Below are 18,831 nucleotides of genomic sequence, written 5' to 3' on the forward strand. Positions count from 1 at the left end.
TGTAAAACCTGATCATGCCAAAAAAAAGTTAAAAGCACTAGCTTGGTGCGACATAGTTTGTCTTAGTTCAGGTTTTATTATGTTATTGAATAAACATGAAACAATTTATTTTTAGCTAGAATGCCTAAAAAAATGATTTTGAACAAAAAACTACTCACTTCTTGCAGAATTAGGTTACAGAATACTGATTCTACATCTAGCTGATTTTAGCAAGAAGCAGTAGAATATGCGCTCTCTCTAAAGTCACATTGCGGTAAGGTTCACAAGACCTGCCCGTGGAGCCAAAATCAACATGTTTATCGTGGCCGGTGCAGCAGCACATTCTTCTTTTAAGAAAGCTCAACTATTAACACGTTTATCGTCAATTAGTTCTGTTCAATCTTTTGACAGCCAATGGGTCTATTTGTTTGATCAAGCGCTCAACGAGCAGCAACATCAATCTGCTTTGCAATTATTGAATGACGGTGAGTCTTTTGAACTTCGTCAATCTGCAAGTGATGAGATTCAGATTTTAGTTACACCACGTGTGGGTACTATTTCACCTTGGTCTTCTAAAGCAACTGATATTTTCAAAAACTGTAATACACCAGTACACCGCTTAGAACGTGGTCTTTTATTCACGTTAAAAGGTGTTACTGAAATTACGAATGAAGTTAAACAAGTACTTCATGACCGTATGACAGAAACAGTTTTTGCTCAAATTGATGATGCAAAAGCATTATTTTCAGAAACAGCTCCAAAACCATTAAATTCAATTGATATCTTGGGTCAAGGCAAAGAAGCTTTGGTTAAAGCTAACAATGAGTTCGGTTTTGCGTTATCTGAACAAGAAATTGATTACTTAACTGAAGCATTCGGTAAGCTTGGTCGTAATCCGAATGACATCGAGTTGATGATGTTTGCACAAGCAAACTCTGAGCACTGTCGTCATAAAATCTTTGGATCTGAATGGACAATTGATGGTGAAAAACAACCATTATCATTGTTCCAGATGATTAAAAACACTTATAAAGAATCTCCAACTGATGTGTTATCTGCTTATAAAGATAATGCTTCAGTAATTGTGGGTTATGACACGATGCGTTTTTATCCGAAAGCGGATGAAAATGGTCACTTTGTTTATAAATATAAGAGCCAAGCTGCTCATATTTTAATGAAGGTTGAAACTCATAACCACCCAACAGCAATTTCTCCATTTGCTGGTGCTGCAACAGGTTCAGGCGGTGAAATCCGTGATGAAGGTGCAACTGGTCGTGGTGGTAAACCAAAAGCTGGTTTAACAGGTTTCACAGTTTCGAACTTAAACATTCCTGGTTTTGAACAACCTTGGGAAGAAAACTACGGTAAACCTTCACGTATGGCTTCGCCATTACAAATCATGATTGAAGGTCCATTAGGCGGCGCGGCATTTAACAATGAATTCGGTCGTCCTGCGTTAAATGGTTATTTCCGTACTTTCGAACAGAATGTAAATGGTGAAGTGAAAGGCTTCCACAAGCCAATTATGATCGCTGGTGGTTACGGTAATATCCGTCCTGACCATGTAGAAAAAGATGCGATTCAACCAGGTGACTTGCTCATTGTATTGGGTGGCCCTGCAATGTTAATCGGTCTTGGCGGCGGTGCAGCATCTTCTGTAGACAGCGGTACAATGGGTGAAAGCCTTGATTTCGCATCTGTACAACGTGAAAACCCAGAAATGGAGCGCCGTTGTCAAGAAGTGATCGATACGTGCTGGCGTTTAGAAGACTTCAACCCAATCGTTTCTGTACACGACGTTGGCGCGGGTGGTCTATCAAATGCTATGCCTGAGCTTGTGAATGATCATGAGTTAGGTGCAGTTCTTAACCTTCGTAAGATTCCTTCATTAGAACCGGGCATGAGCCCAATGGAAATCTGGTCAAATGAAGCACAAGAGCGTTATGTTCTTGCTATTCGTCCAGAATCTTTAGAGCAGTTCGAAGCAATCTGTGCACGTGAACGTTGTCCGTTTGCTGTGTTAGGTGAAGCAACTGAAGCACGTCACTTAACAGTTGAAGATCCATTGTTCCAAAATGATGCTGTTGATATGCCAATGCAGGTAATGCTTGGTGGTACGCCACGCATGCAGCGTTCTTATGAAACTATTGAACGTAGTGGTGATGATTTTGACGCTTCAAAAGTTGATTTGAAAGATGCGATTTTCCGCGTATTGAAAAACCCTACAGTTGCGTCTAAGTCATTCTTGATCACCATTGGTGACCGTTCAATTACAGGTATGGTTGCACGTGATCAAATGGTTGGTCGTTGGCAGGTTCCTGTTGCAGATGCAGCAGTAACGACAACAAGTTTGCAAGGTTTCACTGGTGAAGCAATGGCAATGGGCGAACGTCCACCAGTTGCATTGTTAAATCCAGCAGCATCTGCTCGTTTGGCAGTTGCTGAAGCAATTACCAATATTGCATGTGCAAACATTGAACAAATTAGCGATATCAAACTTTCTGCAAACTGGATGGCTGCTGCGGGTCAAAAAGGTGAAGACCAAGCACTGTTTGAAGGCGTGAAAGCAATTGGTATGGAAATGTGTCCTGCTTTAGGAATTGCGATTCCAGTAGGTAAAGACTCGCTTTCAATGCGTACGACTTGGAATGACAACGGCGAAGATAAAGCCGTAACTTCTCCAATGACGGGTGTAATTACTGCATTTGCTCCAGTAACTGATGTTCGTAAGACCTTAACACCTGAACTTAAAAATTTAGAAGATTCAGTACTTGTACGTATTGATTTATCTAAAGGTCAGTTCCGTTTAGGTGGTTCGATTCTTGCTCAAGTATATAAAGCAATCGGTTCAATCACTCCAGATGTTGATAGTTTTGATGATTTCAAAGCGTTCTTCGCTTTAATCCAAGACTGGAACAATCGTGGTTTGATTCAGGCTTACCATGACATCGGCGATGGTGGTTTATTAGCTTCTGTAGCTGAAATGATGTTTGCTGCACGTTTAGGTGTTGCGTTAGAAAACCAGACTACTGCGGGTTTATTTGCAGAAGAAATTGGTGCAGTACTTCAAATCAAAGCAACTGATTGGGAAGCTTTACAAGCAGAAATCGCAGCTTCTAGCTTAAAAGATGCAATTGCTGTAGTTGGTCGTGTAAATAACTCAGATCAATTATCTGTAAATGGTTTAACTTTAGATCGTGCTGAATTACAACAAGCTTGGTCTGAGGTATCTCATCAGATCCAACGTCTACGTGATAACGTAGAAACTGCTGATCAGGAATTTTCATTAATTACTGATAATGCACACCAAGGTTTAATTGCTAAACCAACATTCGACTTGAATGAACCTATTGAAGCGCCGTTCATTAATACACGTCGTCCTAATATGGCAATCTTGCGTGAGCAAGGTGTAAATGGTCATATTGAAATGGCAGCAGCTTTTGACAAAGTTGGCTTTAATACGATTGACGTACACATGAGCGATTTACTTGCTGGTCGTGTAAGCCTAAGTGATTTCGAAGGTTTAGTGACTTGTGGTGGTTTCTCTTACGGTGACGTAATGGGTGCAGGTGGTGGCTGGGCAAAATCAGTATTGTTCAATGCTAAATTACGTGATCAGTTTGAACAGTTCTTCCATCGTGAAGAAACATTCAGCTTAGGTATCTGTAATGGTTGCCAAATGTTGTCACAATTGGCACCGCTTATTCCGGGTGCTGAGCACTGGCCACGTTTCCACCGCAATATGTCGGAAGTTTTTGAAGCTCGTAGCGTAAACGTTCGTGTTGAAAAATCTGTTTCTGTATTACTTGATGGTATGGAAGGTTCAATCTTACCGATTGCTGTAGCACATGGCGAAGGTCGTGCAGTTGCGAGTGAAGCTGATATTGCAAGCTTGAATGCAGGTAACCAAGTTGCATTGCGTTATGTTGATAGTCACGGTAACCCGACTCAACATTACCCATTGAACCCGAACGGCTCACCTGAAGCGATTACTGGTGTTACTTCTAAAGATGGTCGTGCAACGATTATGATGCCGCACCCTGAGCGTACTTTCCGTGCAATTCAACACTCTTGGAGTCCAGAAGAATGGACTGAAGATGGTGCATGGTTACGTATGTTCCGTAATGCTCGTAAGTTTATAGGTTAATAGAAAAATTGAAATAAGCCACCGTAAGGTGGCTTATTTGTATGTAGTACAATGTAAATAGAATAAATAGTAGAGAAGAAAAATGAAATCAAAAATCCATTTCCGTGAATTTGCATTGCTCATGGCATTGCTCATGTCGATTGTTTCTTTTTCGATAGATGCAGTTTTGCCTGCTTTAGGCGAGATTGGACGTATTTTTGAATTAAAAAATAATAATCAGTCACAGTGGGTCATCATTGGTATCTTTTCTGGCATGACCATTGGGCAGCTCATTGCGGGGCCTCTATCCGATGCGATTGGGCGTAAACGCATTTTATTCACAGGAATTATTATTTATTTTCTGGGAAGTTTATTGTGCTTTACAACACAAAGTTTTGAGTGGTTTTTAGTTGGACGCTTTATTCAAGGTATTGGCGTTTCAGGGCCTTATGTTGCTACGATTTCAATTGTTAGAGATAAATACAGCGGAGCTCAAATGGCTCGCATCATGTCTTTAATCATGATGGTATTTATGGTGGCTCCAGCAGTTGCACCGAGTTTAGGGCAGCTCATTATTCATTTCTTTGGTTGGCGTGAGATCTTTGTTTTATATATGGTTTATGCCACAGTGATTGGAGCATGGGTTGCTTTACGATTAGAAGAAACATTACTTCCTGAAAATCGTTTACCTATGCGGTTGCAAGCATTTCAAGAGGGCTTTAAAGAAGTTGTAAGTAATAAAACCACCATGAGCTATTTGCTATGTGCCGGTTTTTGCTTTGGTGGATTCATTGGTTATTTAGGAACTTCTCAACAAATTTTTATGCAACAGTTTGGTAAAACAGGACAAGAATTTAGTGCTTATTTTGCCGTGCTTGCTGGTGTGATGGGAATCGCCTCATTTACAAACTCTAAAATTGTTATGAAGTTTGGTATGCGTCCAATCTGTATTTATGGCTTTTTAGGCTTGTGTTTAATTTCTTTGATTTTCTTGGGAATTCAGCTTTTAGGCGTGGTTGTATCATTCTGGATGTTTATGCTTTATGCCTGTATTTTATTTTTATTATTTGGAACTCTATTTGGTAATTTAAACGCGATTGCGATGGAACCAATGGGGCATGTCGCTGGAATGGCATCGGCTATTATTGGTGCAGCTTCCTCTGTCTTGTCACTTATTCTTGCCTCTATTATTGGGCAGTTATATAACGGTACATTAATTCCAATGACTTGTGGTTTTGTCATTTTGTGTGGTTTGGCTTTCGCTATGACAATATATGAGAATAGATATTTAAAGAAATCGGACGCTTAAAATTATAGGGATGAAAATAAATCACTGAATTTTCAAATTTCTTCAAAGTAATAGCTGTATATGGATTGTTGAAGCTCTTGAAGCATTTTAAAAAAACGTATAAGAGTATAGACAGCTTACTATTTAACCCCTTATGCTTTATTTAAGGTTGGTTCAATTTTTGCTTTCTCTGTAACAACGATAAAAAATCGGAGATCAAAATGATGAAAAATGAAAATCACATAAAAACGTTTTATAAAAAAGATATGGGCTGGCGTTTATTTGGCTTAGCGCTTGCGATTCAAATCCTCTTTATTGGAGCAAATTATTTAGTAATGATGAGCTGACTTTGATTCTGAGGCTTTTTTAACGGTATGATTTAAAGCAAGTTCGCTAGTTTTGAGTCATTTTGCCCATGTTAAAGCTGATTTATTACGTACCTGAGTCACATCTTGAGTCGACTAAACAAGCCATTTTCTCTGCTGGTGCAGGTGGTATCGGTAATTATGAACACTGTGCATGGCAAGTGAAAGGAATAGGGCAGTTTAAGCCAGTCAAAGGAGCCGATCCTTATATCGGAGAGCTAGGTGAACTCGAACAAGTTGATGAGTGGCGTGTAGAAACAATTGTAATTGAAGAAAATGCCAAGGCTGTAACGAAAGCATTAAAGGCAAGCCATCCTTATGAAGAGCCTGCCTTTGAGTTTATTCAAATCATAGAAATTGATTTTAATTAAACTGAGAGAAATCTGGTTTACGTTTTTGCATAAATGCTTGTACTGCTTCTAGCATTTCAGGTGAGTGAACGCGCTGCATAAAGATTTCAGCTTCATGATCAATACATTCAATAATTTGCTCTAAATTATGTTTCATAAGCGCTTTTGTCTGCTTTAATGATGCAAGAGGCAAAGCTGCTAAATGCTGAGCTGTTGCCTGAGCAGATGCGTAAGAATCTTCAACTACTTCATTAACTAAGCCAGCTTGTACTGCGGTTTCAGCATTGAATTTTTTTGCAGTAAGTAGAAGCTCAGCTGCTTTGTGATAACCCGCTTGTTGAATGAGTAATTGACTTGCACCACCTTCTGGAGAAAGGCCAAGACTTACAAATGGAATTTGGAATAGGGCAGTGTTGTCAGCAAAAACCAAGTCTGCATGTAATAAAATCGTAACGCCAATTCCAATTGCCACACCTTTTACTGCAATAAGAAGTGGTTTTGAGAATTTGGCAGCCGCTTTAAGTAGAACGAATGGCGGAACTTCTCCAGCTAGACCTATGTTTGGATTTTGTACAAAACCCATAAAATCTTTCATGTCATTGCCAGCGGTAAAATCTTGCTCAACACCACGTAGAATAACTACACGAACATCTTTATGAAGGTCGGCTTCATTCAGTGCTTTGGCAATCCATAAATAAAGTTCGCCATAGAGTGCATTTTTTGCATCTGGGCGATTTATGGCTAAGGTGAGTACGCCACCTTCTAAATTTGCGTTTAAATGTTGATGAGGTTGTTGAATACAGCTAAGTGTCATCGTACTATCCTTGCTTTAAACCACGTTGTTAATTTTTAGGTTCTCATTATGGCGCATATTTTTTGTAATGAGCGTTACTAATGAGTTCATAAAAAGTGAAAATCTAATTATGTATAAATTTGACTATCTCGTTTTTATAGGGCGTTTTCAACCATTTCATTTGGCTCATATGCAGACAATTGAAATTGCCTTACAACAAAGCCATTATGTGGTTTTGGCGCTAGGCTCTGCTCAAATGGAACGTAATATTAAAAATCCGTTCTTAGCAATAGAGCGTGAGCAAATGATCTTGTCAAATTTTTCTCTAGAAGAACAAAAACGCATCCGTTTTGTACATGTGGTAGATGTTTATAATGACGAAAAGTGGGTGAAACAAGTCAAATCTTTAGTGAATGGCGTAATTGAACCTAACTCAAAAGTTGGTTTGATCGGACATTTTAAAGACGAGTCTTCCTATTATTTGAGACTGTTTCCTGAATGGATTATGGTTGAGCTGGATAGCTTAAAAGATTCAATTTCGGCAACACCAATGCGTGAAGCTTATTATCGTGGTGAAATCCAAACGGAATTTTTCCCTGTAGGAACGATTAAATTTTTAGATGAATTTAAAGAAACTGAAATTTATGCTGAACTCCAGCGCAAATATCTTATAGATGATAAAACCAATCTAAATTAATTCAAGAAGCAACAGAGCTTGTGGTTCGTGTACTTGATAAAGATCCTGCAACTACATTTGTAGTCATTGATGAAGTTGAAACTGATAACTGGGGTGTTGCAGGTGAAACTGTTTCTGCGATACGAAAAAGACAAAGTTTGAGTACTTAAAATGCAAAATAATCCGATTACTGAGATTCAGAAACAACTAGAACAATATTTTGATGGTTTGTATTTTTGTGATGTGCAACTTTTAAATAATGTTTTTCATCCTGATGCCATATATATCAATGTAACCGAGCAACCCGTACTACGACTTAGCATGGCTGAATATTTTCCAATTGTTGCGAGTCGGATTTCTCCAGCTTCAAAGCAACAAACACGACAGGATAAAATCAGTTCAATCAATTTGATTCATGAACGGTTGGCGCTAGTCCATGTTGAATGCATTATCCACCCTAAATATTTTTATGATGCACTTACATTTGTGTTTGAAGATGATCAATGGAGAATTATATCGAAAGTATTCCATTATCAAATTTTAGCGGACTAAATGATTAAGCATCTGCCCAAAAGATAATTCGGTTGGAAAAAGGATCGGTGATGCTGAGTTCAAGTGTTTCCCAATCTGTTTTTTCAACCTGAGGTTTAGAAAATTTATAATCTTTTTTGCTTAGTTCACTGTGCAGCTCATAAATATGTTCCCAATAAATACGGATTGCACTATGTGGACTTGCATCACCAAAATGCTCGGATAAATGAATAACGCAATCATCTTTAGAAATTTGTAAATATAATGGAAAGTTATCTTCAAATTGATGTTGCCAATCAAGCTGAAAACCTAAGAACTCAAGATAAAATGATTGAGCTAAATCAACATCAAAAATTCTTAAAATTGGAGTGATTGAACCAGATTGCATCATTTTTTCCTTTTAACGCGTACCAAATTGTTGAGTCCAATAACTCTTTTGCTTCACAGACTGATCAGAAGCACACGCGATTGCGTAAGTTGTGAATTTTGGATTCATTAGATTACTACAATGCAAGGGACTTGTTAGCCATTTAGACATAACTTGCCCTAAAGTTTTTTGGCCACTAGCGACATTTTCACCATTGGCTTTACCAAGGGTATTGTAAATTTTCAAACGTGATTTTAAGTCCAGACCTGTTGAGCCAACATGCCCGAGAAAGTTGTGTGCAGCCATATCTTCACTATGAGAAAGTGCGCCTTTATATAAATTATTACTCCAGCTCAACGGTTTAGTTGCGGGGAAATACTGTTGGCCACATTGACGTGATTGCTGTCGGATCTGATTAATTGTGCTCAATACAGCTTGTTGATAGGCTGGGTTTTGTAAATCTTGGCAGCTTATTTCATTGGAATTGTTTTGAATTTGAGCAATTGATGTGGTGCTATCAGTGGATATTGTTAATGTATTTGCACTACATGCACCAATAAAAAGAGTAGTAGGCAGCAAAGAGCAGGTTTTGAGTAGACTCATATCATTGCCTTAAAATAATTATTCTAATGTTTTTATGATACGCCAAAGTCAAAGTATTGGGTAATGCTTTGCAAACAAAAAGCGAGTGTGAAACTCGCTTTTTGTTTGTTAATTTTATTAGGCTGTTTGAAGGGCTTTTAAGTCTTCTAGAACTTGTTCTGCATGTCCAGCAGCTTTAACTTTACGGTAGCTTTTAACTAAAGTTTTGTTATGGAAAATGAAAGTAGAGCGTTCAATACCCATTACTTTTTTGCCATACATATTTTTTTCTTTAATCACATCGAAGTGTTTACACAGTACTTCTTCTTTATCACTAATCAGATCAATAGTCAGTGCCTGCTTTTCTGTAAAATTTTGGTGGGCTTTTACTGAGTCGCGCGAAACACCGTAAATACGAGCACCTAAAGCTTCAAACTGATCTTTTAGACAAGAAAAACCAACAGCTTGTGTTGTACATCCTGGAGTTGAATCTTTAGGGTAGAAGTAAATGATTAACCATTCATTTTCGACCTCAGTCAAGTTCACTTCACCTTGTGTTGTTGGGAATACCTGATTTGGTAATTGGATATTGTCAGTCATTTCTCATCCTTCAAAAAAGCTAAATTTGATCTAATTCAAGTGGTAAAAAAGCATATTCTTCATGATAAACAATATCGAGCTTTCTTACAGGAATTGGTTTGTTAAAAATTGGGCCATCAATCACAGTGGTATGAAATTCACCGCCTTCACCACATGGATCAATACCACGGTTTTCAAGTTCTTTTATATATTCTAAGGTTAAAGTTTTTCCTAAATCTTGAATTGTCATTCCTAGTTTTAAGTTCACTGTTACAAGCACACTATGGAAACCAAGATTGATAAATTCTTCAACAACTTCGCGATGTGGACGAAGCCATAGAGGCATTCCTAATTTAAGTCCCACCTGTTGAGTAATCCGATCATGCCAACACCCATGTTCAGGCATATCTAGATCACCTGTAACAAGTACCTCGACACCTTGTTGTTTTGCCTGAATGAGTAATTCAATAAATTTAGCTTCATAGTCATTCCAGCTTGATGAAGCCATAAATACGGGTAAGCCGATTGCTTTAGCTTGTGCTTGAATAATATCAAGTGGCATAGCATGTGAACGAGAGCGCTGACCTTGTTCTTCCAACATGACAATGAGCCCACTCACCGTGCCAGTTTTCATTGCATGGTAGAGTGCAAGGGAGCTGTCTTTACCGCCACTGAAGGAGACAATAGAGGCCTTATTTATTGCGTTGGTTTTCCATTGTTCTTGCATGGTTTATTTCAGGTGAATTGTTCAAGTTCGATAAGATCATTTTAACAGAGCTACAAAAAAGCCTGCATAAATGCAGGCTTAATTTGGAATAACAAAAGCTTATTTTTTAGGAGCTTGTTGTTGAGCAGCTTTCATTGCATCTTCAGTTAATTTTTCAAGTTTAGTTGTTAACTGAGGACCGAAACATGCTTTAAGATCACGGTTTTGTTGTTGTACAAATCCTAGAGAGCTTGGGCTTTTCTTCGCATTGATTGCACTTTGGATTTCCCATTTTTGTGCTTCAGTCACTTTACCTTGTGCTTCAACTTGGCAGCTACAGAATTTGCTAACTTCAGATGAACTTAGTTTGCCGCCTTTAGCTGTTTGATCTTTACAAACGTTAACTAATGCACCTTTAACGTTGGTACTTTTATATGCTGCTTGAACTGGGTTTTCGGCAGCATGTGCTGCACCAGCCATAAGAGCAACTGTTGAAAACAAAGATGAAAGAATAAGATTTGATTTTAACAACTTCATAAATTTTACCTACTTATTACGGTATATAGCGTGTTGGGTCGGCAACACCAGCCTCGATAAAGCCTTCTTTACGCAAACGGCAACTGTCACATTTGCCACACGCACGTCCTTGAGCATCTGCTTGGTAGCAAGATACCGTTTGACTATAGTCTACGCCATGTTCAATCCCTAAACGTATAATATTCGCTTTGGATAAATGTAACAGTGGTGTTTCAAACTTAAGTGGTTTTCCTTCTACGCCAGCTTTAGTTGCTAAGCGTGCCATATTCGCAAAAGCATCAATAAATTCAGGACGACAATCAGGATATCCTGAATAATCAACAGCATTGATACCAATAACAATCGCTTCGGCATTAAATACTTCAGCTGCTGCTAGAGCATAAGAGAGGAAAATAGTGTTACGCGCTGGTACATAAGTTACAGGAATACCTTCTTGTAACTGTTCTGGTACGGCAATGTTGTGGTCTGTAAGTGCAGATCCACCTAAATTCGCCAAATCGATATTAATTACACGATGTTCAACACCTGCACGTTGAGCTAATGCTTTTGCTGCATCTAGTTCAGTCGTTGAGCGTTGGCCATACATAAAACTAATAGCAATACATTCATAGCGTGCTTGTGCCCAAGCTAGGCAAGTGGTTGAGTCTAAGCCGCCTGAAAGCAAAACAATGGCACGAGGGCGCATATTTTTCTCCATATTCGGAATGATTTATTTTATTGAGTGATTAACGACCTGATTCATCGTTCCAAAGCAGTTTATGTAACTGAAGTTGGAAGCGAACGAGGAGTTTATCATCAAGTATCCACTGTGCCAGATCACGTGCTAGACGTGGCAGGCCAACAGCACCTTTTTCAACTGCAAAGGCAGGGGAGAACCAAACGGTACTGACTTTTTTATGCAGTTGATATTTTTCAACTTGCTGCTTTGACCATTCATAATCTTCGCGGTTACAAATGACGAATTTAATTTGATCGTGCGCAGTCAAATGATCAAGATTGCTGATGAGATTACGATGTTCCTCACCAGAAGTTGGCGTTTTTAAATCAAGAACTTTAGAAACACGCGAATCTACTTTTGAGACATCGAGCGCGCCACTGGTTTCTAAAGAAACATCAAAGCCAGCTTCACATAGACGTTGTAATAAAATCAAACAGTTTGGCTGTGCAAGTGGTTCACCACCCGTTACACAAATATAAGGTGTTTGATATTGGGTAGCTGTTTCAATGATATGTTCAAGTGAAAAACGTTCACCGCCTTCAAAAGAATAAGTGGTATCACAATAACTACAACGTAATGGACAGCCCGTTAGACGGATAAATACAGTCGGTAGGCCAGAGGCGTTTGCTTCACCCTGCAACGAGTAAAAAATCTCGGTAATGCGTAAACCGGACGCAGGGTCTGAGACAGGAATTGCAGAGGAACGTAAGGAAGCCATTCTAGAAATACCACACTATATAAAAAATAAAATCTCTACGATCAGTGTTGACCGTAGAGATGTTTGATCAAACTGAAATTAGTCAGCGCGTAACAAATCGTTCAAACTTGTTTTTGCACGTGTTTGCGCATCAACTTTTTTCACAATAATTGCAGCATATAAGCTGTATTTACCATCAGCTGACGGCAGGCTACCTGCTACAACAACTGAACCTGCTGGAACGCGACCATAATGGACTTCACCAGTTGCACGGTCATAAATTTTAGTTGATTGACCAATGAAAACGCCCATTGAAATAACTGAGCCTTCTTCAACAATCACACCTTCAACGATTTCTGAGCGCGCACCAATAAAGCAGTTGTCTTCAATAATGGTTGGGTTCGCTTGTAATGGTTCTAAAACACCACCGATACCTACACCACCAGACAAGTGAACATTTTTACCGATTTGTGCACATGAACCTACAGTTGCCCATGTATCAACCATTGTGCCTTCATCTACATAAGCACCAATGTTTACATAAGAAGGCATTAACACTACGTTTTTAGCTTGGAAGCTACCACGACGTGCTACAGCAGGAGGAACAACACGAACACCTGCTGCTTTAAATTGTTCTTCAGTCCAACCAGAGAATTTAGTTTCAACTTTGTCGTAGAAACGAAGATCACATGACTCGATTGGTTTATTGTCATTTAATTTAAATGATAATAAAACAGCTTTTTTTAACCATTGGTGAACAACCCATTCACCATTGATCTTTTCAGCAACTCGAAGTGTACCGTTATCTAAACCAGCAATTGCTTCTTCAACAGCTTGGCGGATTTCGCTTGAGCAATCTGCTGCAGTAAAGTTTGCGCGGTCTTCAAATGCTTGCTCAATGATCGTAGAAAGCTGAGACATGATCTTCCTTCCATAAAAAATTTTAAAGATTTTACACTAATTTGTGACAAGAATCTTTGAAAAAACGTGTTACGTTTAATTGAGGATATAAATGAGGTAAATGAAAATAAGCTTATTAGATAATCAAGTGTTTTTTACACAAAAATGATTTGAAAATAAAAATTTAACTCAATTTGTATCAAAAAATAACAGAAATCTACCACTTTTTGTATAAAAAAGACTCTAAGCTCTCTTTATTATGATTTCAGTCACAAGATGAATAAATTAAAAACAGAGCCTTTTTGAGGAGAAAACTATGAAAGCATTACGTGTTTTAGTAACAACAACAGCTTTATTCGCTGCTGGTGCTGTAATGGCAGATGAAGCAGTTGTTCATGACAGCTACGCATTTGACAAAAACCAATTAATTCCTGTGGGGGCGCGTGCTGAGGTAGGTACAACTGGTTACGGTGGTGCTTTATTGTGGCAAGCAAACCCATATGTAGGTTTAGCACTTGGTTATAACGGTGGTGACATTTCTTGGTCTGATGACGTAAAAGTTAATGGCTCAACCTATGACATCGATATGGATAACAACAATGTTTATTTAAATGCTGAAATTCGTCCATGGGGTGCAAGTACTAACCGTTGGGCTCAAGGCCTATATGTAGCGGCTGGTGCAGCATATCTTGATAATGATTACGATTTATCTCGTAATGTTGATGCGACCCGTTCATTCCGTGTCAATAACCAAGACTTTCTTGCTAATGAGGGCGGAGTAAAAATTAATGGTAAAATGTCTTATGAAAATGACATTGCTCCATATTTAGGTTTTGGTTTTGCACCTAAAATTAATAAAAACTGGGGCGTATTTGGTGAAGTAGGTGCTTACTACACTGGTAACCCAACAGTTAAACTTGTTTCAACAGGTTCAGCGACTACTACTGGTGATCAATCACTTGAAGAAGCAGTAAATGCGGAAGCTCGTAAAATCGCGAATGACGATAAATACCAATGGTTACCAGTTGGTAAAGTTGGTGTGAACTTCTACTGGTAAGATCTAAAAGAAAAACGAGCTACGGCTCGTTTTTTTTGCATCTCCTAAAATAAAAGAGCTAAAAAGCTCTTTTATTTATTTTTAAATCTTTATTCATCTGGGTAAGCAATTTTCTTAAGTGCTTTGATATCGGCATCAGGTGAGCATAAGGAAATAAACTCGTAACCATAACCGCGTAGTAGATGGCCTTTGCGAACTGCAATCCATGTCGTATTGACACCAAAAATATCAGTTTTAGTCTGTTTTAAACGATGATCACGTTCTGTGTCATAGGCCACGTCATTGACAATTCCGACTCCCATGCCCAATTCGACATAAGTCTTAATAACGTCTGCATCAAGAGCAGACATTACGATATCTGCATCTAGGTGAGCTTCTTCAAAAGCTTTGTCAATTTTAGAGCGACCTGTAAAACCACCATGATAAGTAATAAGTGGGTAGTCCGCTAAAAGTTCAAGTGTAATCTTGTCTGCCTTTACTAAAGGATGATTTTGCGGTGTGATAATGCTGTGTTGCCATTGATAGTAAGGAATACTAGCCAGATTTTCTTCAGTTGTTAAAGACTCTGTGGCAATTCCAATATCCGCCTCACCTTGTAAGAGCATTTCTGAAATTTCAACAGGGCTAGCTTGTTGTAAAATCAAATGAACTTTAGGAAATAGCTTCTTAAATTGGTTTACGATCGGAGGTAGCACATAACGTGCTTGAGTATGGGTTGTTGCGATCGTTAATGTGCCTTCATCAACTTTATTAAAATCTTCTGCAAGGCGTTTAATATTTTCAGCATCAACCAACATGCGTTCAACGATGCCAAGAAGAGATTGTCCTGGTTCTGTTAAACCTAGAAGACGTTTACCTTTTCGTATAAAAAGCTGTACACCTAGCTCATCTTCTAGATCTTTAATATGTTTACTTACACCCGATTGAGACGTGTAGAGTGCAGCCGATGCTTCGGTTAAGTTAAAGTTTTGGCGTACAGTTTCTCGGATAATTCTTAATTGTTGAAAGTTCATTCACACTTTTCCTCAAAAGAGGTGAGGAATTGCTTTAGTTCCGCAAGATATTCCCTCACCAAATATATTTCTTAAGCAACTTGATCTGCAAATAAGTGCAATTGAGATGCACTCACCCAAACAGTTTGATTCGGTTTAAATGCATGTAATTTTGCAGCTTCACTGCTCAGAGCAATTTCAATTAAACGTCCATTACGGTCTTGTAATTCCGCCACAACTTTTCCAGCAATCCAGATTTCACGTACAAAAGTCGCTTCAATCGTATTCGCTTGCGGTTGCGAGTGAATATGTAACTCATCTGGACGGGCAAAAGCAATCACTTTTCCTTGAGGTGCCTCAACTGCCGTTGGTAATTCAATACGGTCATTGCCAATACGAATAATACCGCCGGCATGTTCACCTTCAAAACGATTTGCTTGACCCAAGAAATCAAATACAAATGGCGTTGCAGGTTTTTCATAAACTTCACGAGGTGAGCCAATCTGCTCGACATTTCCTTTATTCATTACAATAATTTGGTCTGCAACCTCAAGTGCTTCTTCCTGATCATGGGTTACAAAGATTGACGTAATATGCAATTCATCATGCAAGTTGCGTAACCAGCGGCGTAATTCCTTACGGACTTTAGCATCTAGCGCACCAAATGGTTCATCAAGCAATAAGACTCGTGGCTCTACTGCCAAAGCACGGGCTAAAGCAATACGCTGACGCTGTCCACCAGAAAGCTGAGCAGGGTAGCGGTCTGCTAAAAATCCAAGCTGAACTAGATCAAGTAAACGAGTAACACGTTTTTTAATTTCAGCTTCTGAAGGGCGTGTTGCACGAGGACGAACACGTAAACCAAATGCAATATTGTCAAATACTGTCATGTGACGGAATAAAGCATAGTGCTGAAATACAAAACCAACCTGACGCTCGCGTACGTGTACATTGGTCGCATCCTCACCTTCAAGTAGCACTTGACCACCATCAGCTGATTCTAATCCTGCAATAATCCGAAGGAGGGTTGTTTTACCGCAACCAGATGGGCCGAGTAGGGCAACCAGTTCACCTTCCGGAAAATCTAGAGAAATATTTTTAAGCGCATGGAATGCACCAAAGTGTTTTTCAATATTTTTAACTTGAATACTCATGATTTCATTCCTTACGAATCAGTTGAATGTGGTTCTGGTTTGTCTTGATGTAGTTCTAACCACGTTTTCAATACCAGCGTTAATAGGGCTAAAAAAGCAAGCAATGAGGACACGGCAAACGCTGCGCTAAAGGTGTACTCGTTATATAAAATTTCGACATGAAGTGGCAGGGTATTGGTTTCACCACGGATATGGCCAGAAACTACCGATACTGCACCAAACTCACCCATTGCACGGGCATTACACAAAATCACGCCGTAAATCAAACCCCATTTAATGTTAGGTAGTGTCACTTTCCAAAAGGTTTGCCAGCCTGAGGCACCCAATACAATCGCGGCTTCTTCTTCCTCTGTTCCTTGAGCTTCCATGAGTGGAATTAACTCACGTGCTACAAAAGGGACTGTAATAAAGATGGTTGCTAAAACAATTCCGGGTACTGCATACAAGATCTTAATGTCATGGTCCATTAACCAGCCGCCAAACCAACCTTGAGCACCAAAAATAAGTACAATCATTAAACCTGCAATAACAGGTGAAACTGAAAAAGGCATATCAATGATGGTGGTTAAAACAGCCTTACCTCTAAATTGGAACTTAGAGACAGCCCATGCTGCGGCAACACCAAATATCACGTTAATCGGCACTGCAATTGCTGCGGTTAATAAAGTTAATTTCACTGCTGATAACGTATCTGGATCAATCAAAGCCTGAACATAGACTTCAAGTCCTTGTTTAAATGCTTCTACAAAAACCAGAATGAGTGGCAACATGAGGCAACTGAGGAAAAAAATCAGCGCAATTGTAATTAAGGTATAACGTACCCAAGTTGGTTCGCGTGTTGCATCTCGTGATTGCAATTTAAGCGCAAGTGCATTGCTGTCAGTATGTAGGTTCATGTGATATTTCTCCCTGTACGACGGTTTGCCCACGCTTGAAGTAAATTAATGGCAAATAAAATGATGAAAGAGAGAACTAACATGACCGCAGCAATTGTTGTTGCACCTGCATAATCATATTCTTCAAGGCGTGAAATGATCATGAGCGGAGCAATTTCTGTTTTAAACGGCTGGTTACCTGCAATAAAAATAACTGAACCATATTCACCGACACCGCGGGCAAATGCTAAAGCAAAGCCTGTGAATAGGGCTGGTAGTAATATCGGTAAAATAATCTTAGTAATTGTCTGCCAGCGATTTGCGCCGAGTGCCGAAGCTGCTTCTTCAAGTTCAGTTTCGATATCACTGAGTACAGGTTGTACTGTTCTTACAATGAATGGAATACCAATGAATATTAATGCCAACGTAATACCGATTGGCGTATATGCAACTTGAATACCAAGTGGTTCTAAATACTGACCGATCCAGCCAGTGGGCGCATAGAGTGAAGTAAGCGCAATACCTGCAACTGCAGTTGGAAGAGCAAAAGGTAGATCGACTAATGCATCAACCAAGCGTTTCCCAGGAAAGTTATAACGGACAAGGCACCAAGCTAAAAGTAACCCAAACACAACATTAATAAAGGCTGCGATTAAAGCTGAACTAAAGCTGAGCTGAAGCGATTTTAAAATACGCTCAGAAGTTAAAATTTCCCATAATCCGTCCCATCCAATTCCAAATGATTTGATAAAGACTGCGGCTAATGGAATAAGCACAATAAAAGAAACGTAGGCGAGGGTGAAGCCCAAAGATAGACCAAACCCAGGCAGCACTCGGGATCGCTGCGACATGATATTTCCTCAAAGAGAAAAGCCTGCTGAAACCAGTAAGCGAATAAATAAAGATAAACGGTGCGATATAAAGCTGGGTATTAAGCAAATTTCAAAGAGAAATGAGTTTTTACCGGGTCGATAGATGAGTGGCTACACATCGAATCTTCTGGAATCAAATAATTCAGCAAATCTGGAAACGGGCCAAAACCTGAAGCAACATTAATATGGCCGACTTCACCAAGATTAACCGGGTTTAATTTCCATGATTTCGCAAGTTGTAATGCATCAAAAAAACCAAGCCATGGATCATTTTCACTAATGAGGAGCGTTGTAGGCACATCAATTTTTAATTGATGAAAATAATCTTTGTAGTCGGTCAAACTATGTCGAGCAAACCCTGCTTCCCCAAAGCGTGCTGGATTTGCCGGAGCGACTAAAATAAGTTTCTTAACCCGGTTTTTTAACTCTGGATGCTCAGCTAAAGCAGCAACACTTGTTAAGCAACCAAAGCTATGAGCAACAATTTGTACAGGAGCTGGTGCTGCTTGAACCGTTTTAACGAATTGCTCAACCCATTCACTTAGTACAGGTCTATCCCAGTTTTTTTGCTCAACACGAGAACTAGACACGAGTTTACGCTGCAACCAAGATTGCCAATGCTGATGTTCACTTCCACCTACACCTGGAACAATTACAGTATGAATCATGTCTGTTCTCCTTATTTTT

21 protein-coding genes and 1 pseudogene are annotated in these 18,831 nt (G+C 39.2%); 8 read left to right on the top strand and 14 right to left on the bottom strand.

Going from position 1 to position 18,831, the window contains the following annotated elements; genetic code table 11:
- The first annotated feature begins 292 nt into the window (after positions 1–292).
- The 4 genes from purL to K6I41_RS04575 all read left to right on the top strand — a co-directional run bounded on the left by purL (position 293) and on the right by K6I41_RS04575 (position 6,129).
- Complete coding sequence (gene purL, locus K6I41_RS04565) at positions 293–4,126, top strand: phosphoribosylformylglycinamidine synthase (RefSeq protein WP_250375286.1); 3,834 nt, start codon at positions 293–295, stop codon at positions 4,124–4,126.
- An 82-nt stretch (positions 4,127–4,208) separates the two neighbouring features.
- The gene (locus tag K6I41_RS04570) at positions 4,209–5,414 is read left to right on the top strand and encodes a multidrug effflux MFS transporter (protein ID WP_250375287.1); all 1,206 of its coding nucleotides are present in this window, start codon (positions 4,209–4,211) and stop codon (positions 5,412–5,414) included.
- Positions 5,415–5,614: 200 nt separating this feature from the next.
- Positions 5,615–5,740, top strand: coding sequence for a KGW motif small protein (locus tag K6I41_RS19160; protein WP_005307535.1), 126 nt, complete (start codon positions 5,615–5,617; stop codon positions 5,738–5,740).
- Between the two features lie 68 nt (positions 5,741–5,808).
- Positions 5,809–6,129 (top strand): YqfO family protein, encoded by a 321-nt coding sequence (locus tag K6I41_RS04575; protein ID WP_250375288.1) that lies wholly within the window; start codon positions 5,809–5,811, stop codon positions 6,127–6,129.
- Here the strand turns inward: K6I41_RS04575 and K6I41_RS04580 are convergent.
- Positions 6,122–6,922, bottom strand: coding sequence for an enoyl-CoA hydratase-related protein (locus K6I41_RS04580; RefSeq protein WP_250375289.1), 801 nt, complete (start codon positions 6,920–6,922; stop codon positions 6,122–6,124). The two genes, K6I41_RS04575 and K6I41_RS04580, sit on opposite strands and share 8 nt — an antisense overlap.
- 109 nt (positions 6,923–7,031) lie before the next feature.
- Here K6I41_RS04580 and K6I41_RS04585 point away from each other — a divergent pair, with 109 nt between their 5' ends.
- The 3 genes and pseudogenes from K6I41_RS04585 to K6I41_RS04595 all read left to right on the top strand — a co-directional run bounded on the left by K6I41_RS04585 (position 7,032) and on the right by K6I41_RS04595 (position 8,129).
- Positions 7,032–7,598, top strand: coding sequence for a nicotinate-nicotinamide nucleotide adenylyltransferase (locus K6I41_RS04585; protein ID WP_128825156.1), 567 nt, complete (start codon positions 7,032–7,034; stop codon positions 7,596–7,598).
- Positions 7,586–7,747 (top strand): annotated as a pseudogene (locus K6I41_RS04590) (tautomerase family protein); the annotation flags it as partial. The gene K6I41_RS04585 and the pseudogene K6I41_RS04590, both read left to right, overlap by 13 nt.
- Before the next feature lies 1 nt (position 7,748).
- Positions 7,749–8,129, top strand: coding sequence for a nuclear transport factor 2 family protein (locus tag K6I41_RS04595; RefSeq protein WP_151821474.1), 381 nt, complete (start codon positions 7,749–7,751; stop codon positions 8,127–8,129).
- 4 nt (positions 8,130–8,133) lie between these two features.
- Here K6I41_RS04595 and K6I41_RS04600 read toward each other — a convergent pair whose 3' ends face one another.
- The 8 genes from K6I41_RS04600 to dapD all read right to left on the bottom strand — a co-directional run bounded on the left by K6I41_RS04600 (position 8,134) and on the right by dapD (position 13,215).
- Positions 8,134–8,496, bottom strand: coding sequence for a glyoxalase superfamily protein (locus K6I41_RS04600; protein ID WP_004790695.1), 363 nt, complete (start codon positions 8,494–8,496; stop codon positions 8,134–8,136).
- A gap of 12 nt (positions 8,497–8,508) precedes the next feature.
- A complete protein-coding gene (locus tag K6I41_RS04605; RefSeq protein WP_250375290.1) occupies positions 8,509–9,078 on the bottom strand; it encodes a CAP domain-containing protein in 570 nt (189 codons plus the stop codon).
- A 117-nt stretch (positions 9,079–9,195) separates the two neighbouring features.
- Positions 9,196–9,657 (bottom strand): peroxiredoxin, encoded by a 462-nt coding sequence (locus K6I41_RS04610; protein WP_151767145.1) that lies wholly within the window; start codon positions 9,655–9,657, stop codon positions 9,196–9,198.
- Between the two features lie 19 nt (positions 9,658–9,676).
- Positions 9,677–10,363: a Dph6-related ATP pyrophosphatase gene (locus K6I41_RS04615; protein WP_250375291.1), complete on the bottom strand. Its 687-nt coding sequence runs from the start codon at positions 10,361–10,363 to the stop codon at positions 9,677–9,679.
- A gap of 99 nt (positions 10,364–10,462) precedes the next feature.
- Positions 10,463–10,879, bottom strand: a complete 417-nt coding sequence (locus tag K6I41_RS04620) for a hypothetical protein (protein WP_003650267.1) — start codon at positions 10,877–10,879, stop codon at positions 10,463–10,465.
- A gap of 16 nt (positions 10,880–10,895) precedes the next feature.
- On the bottom strand, positions 10,896–11,564 hold the full coding sequence (gene queC, locus K6I41_RS04625; protein ID WP_004790702.1) for a 7-cyano-7-deazaguanine synthase QueC: 669 nt from the start codon (positions 11,562–11,564) through the stop codon (positions 10,896–10,898).
- 40 nt (positions 11,565–11,604) lie between these two features.
- Complete coding sequence (gene queE, locus K6I41_RS04630; protein WP_005307514.1) at positions 11,605–12,315, bottom strand: 7-carboxy-7-deazaguanine synthase QueE; 711 nt, start codon at positions 12,313–12,315, stop codon at positions 11,605–11,607.
- A gap of 78 nt (positions 12,316–12,393) precedes the next feature.
- Complete coding sequence (gene dapD / locus K6I41_RS04635; protein WP_005307511.1) at positions 12,394–13,215, bottom strand: 2,3,4,5-tetrahydropyridine-2,6-dicarboxylate N-succinyltransferase; 822 nt, start codon at positions 13,213–13,215, stop codon at positions 12,394–12,396.
- A gap of 295 nt (positions 13,216–13,510) precedes the next feature.
- Here dapD and carO point away from each other — a divergent pair, with 295 nt between their 5' ends.
- Complete coding sequence (gene carO, locus K6I41_RS04640) at positions 13,511–14,251, top strand: ornithine uptake porin CarO type 3 (protein WP_151988368.1); 741 nt, start codon at positions 13,511–13,513, stop codon at positions 14,249–14,251.
- An 89-nt stretch (positions 14,252–14,340) separates the two neighbouring features.
- Here carO and K6I41_RS04645 read toward each other — a convergent pair whose 3' ends face one another.
- The 5 genes from K6I41_RS04645 to K6I41_RS04665 all read right to left on the bottom strand — a co-directional run bounded on the left by K6I41_RS04645 (position 14,341) and on the right by K6I41_RS04665 (position 18,812).
- The gene (locus tag K6I41_RS04645) at positions 14,341–15,264 is read right to left on the bottom strand and encodes a CysB family HTH-type transcriptional regulator (RefSeq protein ID WP_004790709.1); all 924 of its coding nucleotides are present in this window, start codon (positions 15,262–15,264) and stop codon (positions 14,341–14,343) included.
- Positions 15,265–15,335: 71 nt separating this feature from the next.
- Positions 15,336–16,397 (bottom strand): sulfate/molybdate ABC transporter ATP-binding protein, encoded by a 1,062-nt coding sequence (locus K6I41_RS04650; protein ID WP_005307505.1) that lies wholly within the window; start codon positions 16,395–16,397, stop codon positions 15,336–15,338.
- A gap of 11 nt (positions 16,398–16,408) precedes the next feature.
- Positions 16,409–17,293: a sulfate ABC transporter permease subunit CysW gene (gene cysW, locus K6I41_RS04655; RefSeq protein WP_005307502.1), complete on the bottom strand. Its 885-nt coding sequence runs from the start codon at positions 17,291–17,293 to the stop codon at positions 16,409–16,411.
- The gene (cysT, locus tag K6I41_RS04660; RefSeq protein ID WP_005307499.1) at positions 17,290–18,123 is read right to left on the bottom strand and encodes a sulfate ABC transporter permease subunit CysT; all 834 of its coding nucleotides are present in this window, start codon (positions 18,121–18,123) and stop codon (positions 17,290–17,292) included. The genes cysW and cysT overlap by 4 nt, the downstream gene beginning before the upstream one ends.
- Before the next feature lie 80 nt (positions 18,124–18,203).
- Complete coding sequence (locus K6I41_RS04665; protein WP_005307497.1) at positions 18,204–18,812, bottom strand: RBBP9/YdeN family alpha/beta hydrolase; 609 nt, start codon at positions 18,810–18,812, stop codon at positions 18,204–18,206.
- Positions 18,813–18,831 lie beyond the last annotated feature (19 nt).

Origin of the sequence: Acinetobacter sp. AS23 (assembly GCF_023612055.1) — a bacterium.
Taxonomy (GTDB): Bacteria; Pseudomonadota; Gammaproteobacteria; order Pseudomonadales; family Moraxellaceae; genus Acinetobacter; species Acinetobacter oleivorans.

Coding starts and splice junctions, on each gene's coding strand:
- K6I41_RS04650 (WP_005307505.1), bottom strand. CDS start 16,397: ATGAGTATTCAAGTTAAAAATATTGAAAAACACTTTGGTGCATTCCAT.
- K6I41_RS04600 (WP_004790695.1), bottom strand. CDS start 8,496: ATGCAATCTGGTTCAATCACTCCAATTTTAAGAATTTTTGATGTTGAT.
- K6I41_RS04585 (WP_128825156.1), top strand. CDS start 7,032: ATGTATAAATTTGACTATCTCGTTTTTATAGGGCGTTTTCAACCATTT.
- K6I41_RS04570 (WP_250375287.1), top strand. CDS start 4,209: ATGAAATCAAAAATCCATTTCCGTGAATTTGCATTGCTCATGGCATTG.
- purL (WP_250375286.1), top strand. CDS start 293: ATGTTTATCGTGGCCGGTGCAGCAGCACATTCTTCTTTTAAGAAAGCT.
- cysT (WP_005307499.1), bottom strand. CDS start 18,123: ATGTCGCAGCGATCCCGAGTGCTGCCTGGGTTTGGTCTATCTTTGGGC.
- K6I41_RS04575 (WP_250375288.1), top strand. CDS start 5,809: ATGTTAAAGCTGATTTATTACGTACCTGAGTCACATCTTGAGTCGACT.
- K6I41_RS04665 (WP_005307497.1), bottom strand. CDS start 18,812: ATGATTCATACTGTAATTGTTCCAGGTGTAGGTGGAAGTGAACATCAG.
- dapD (WP_005307511.1), bottom strand. CDS start 13,215: ATGTCTCAGCTTTCTACGATCATTGAGCAAGCATTTGAAGACCGCGCA.
- K6I41_RS04595 (WP_151821474.1), top strand. CDS start 7,749: ATGCAAAATAATCCGATTACTGAGATTCAGAAACAACTAGAACAATAT.
- queC (WP_004790702.1), bottom strand. CDS start 11,564: ATGCGCCCTCGTGCCATTGTTTTGCTTTCAGGCGGCTTAGACTCAACC.
- carO (WP_151988368.1), top strand. CDS start 13,511: ATGAAAGCATTACGTGTTTTAGTAACAACAACAGCTTTATTCGCTGCT.
- K6I41_RS04620 (WP_003650267.1), bottom strand. CDS start 10,879: ATGAAGTTGTTAAAATCAAATCTTATTCTTTCATCTTTGTTTTCAACA.
- K6I41_RS04580 (WP_250375289.1), bottom strand. CDS start 6,922: ATGACACTTAGCTGTATTCAACAACCTCATCAACATTTAAACGCAAAT.
- K6I41_RS19160 (WP_005307535.1), top strand. CDS start 5,615: ATGATGAAAAATGAAAATCACATAAAAACGTTTTATAAAAAAGATATG.
- K6I41_RS04615 (WP_250375291.1), bottom strand. CDS start 10,363: ATGCAAGAACAATGGAAAACCAACGCAATAAATAAGGCCTCTATTGTC.
- K6I41_RS04605 (WP_250375290.1), bottom strand. CDS start 9,078: ATGAGTCTACTCAAAACCTGCTCTTTGCTGCCTACTACTCTTTTTATT.
- K6I41_RS04645 (WP_004790709.1), bottom strand. CDS start 15,264: ATGAACTTTCAACAATTAAGAATTATCCGAGAAACTGTACGCCAAAAC.
- cysW (WP_005307502.1), bottom strand. CDS start 17,293: ATGAACCTACATACTGACAGCAATGCACTTGCGCTTAAATTGCAATCA.
- K6I41_RS04610 (WP_151767145.1), bottom strand. CDS start 9,657: ATGACTGACAATATCCAATTACCAAATCAGGTATTCCCAACAACACAA.
- queE (WP_005307514.1), bottom strand. CDS start 12,315: ATGGCTTCCTTACGTTCCTCTGCAATTCCTGTCTCAGACCCTGCGTCC.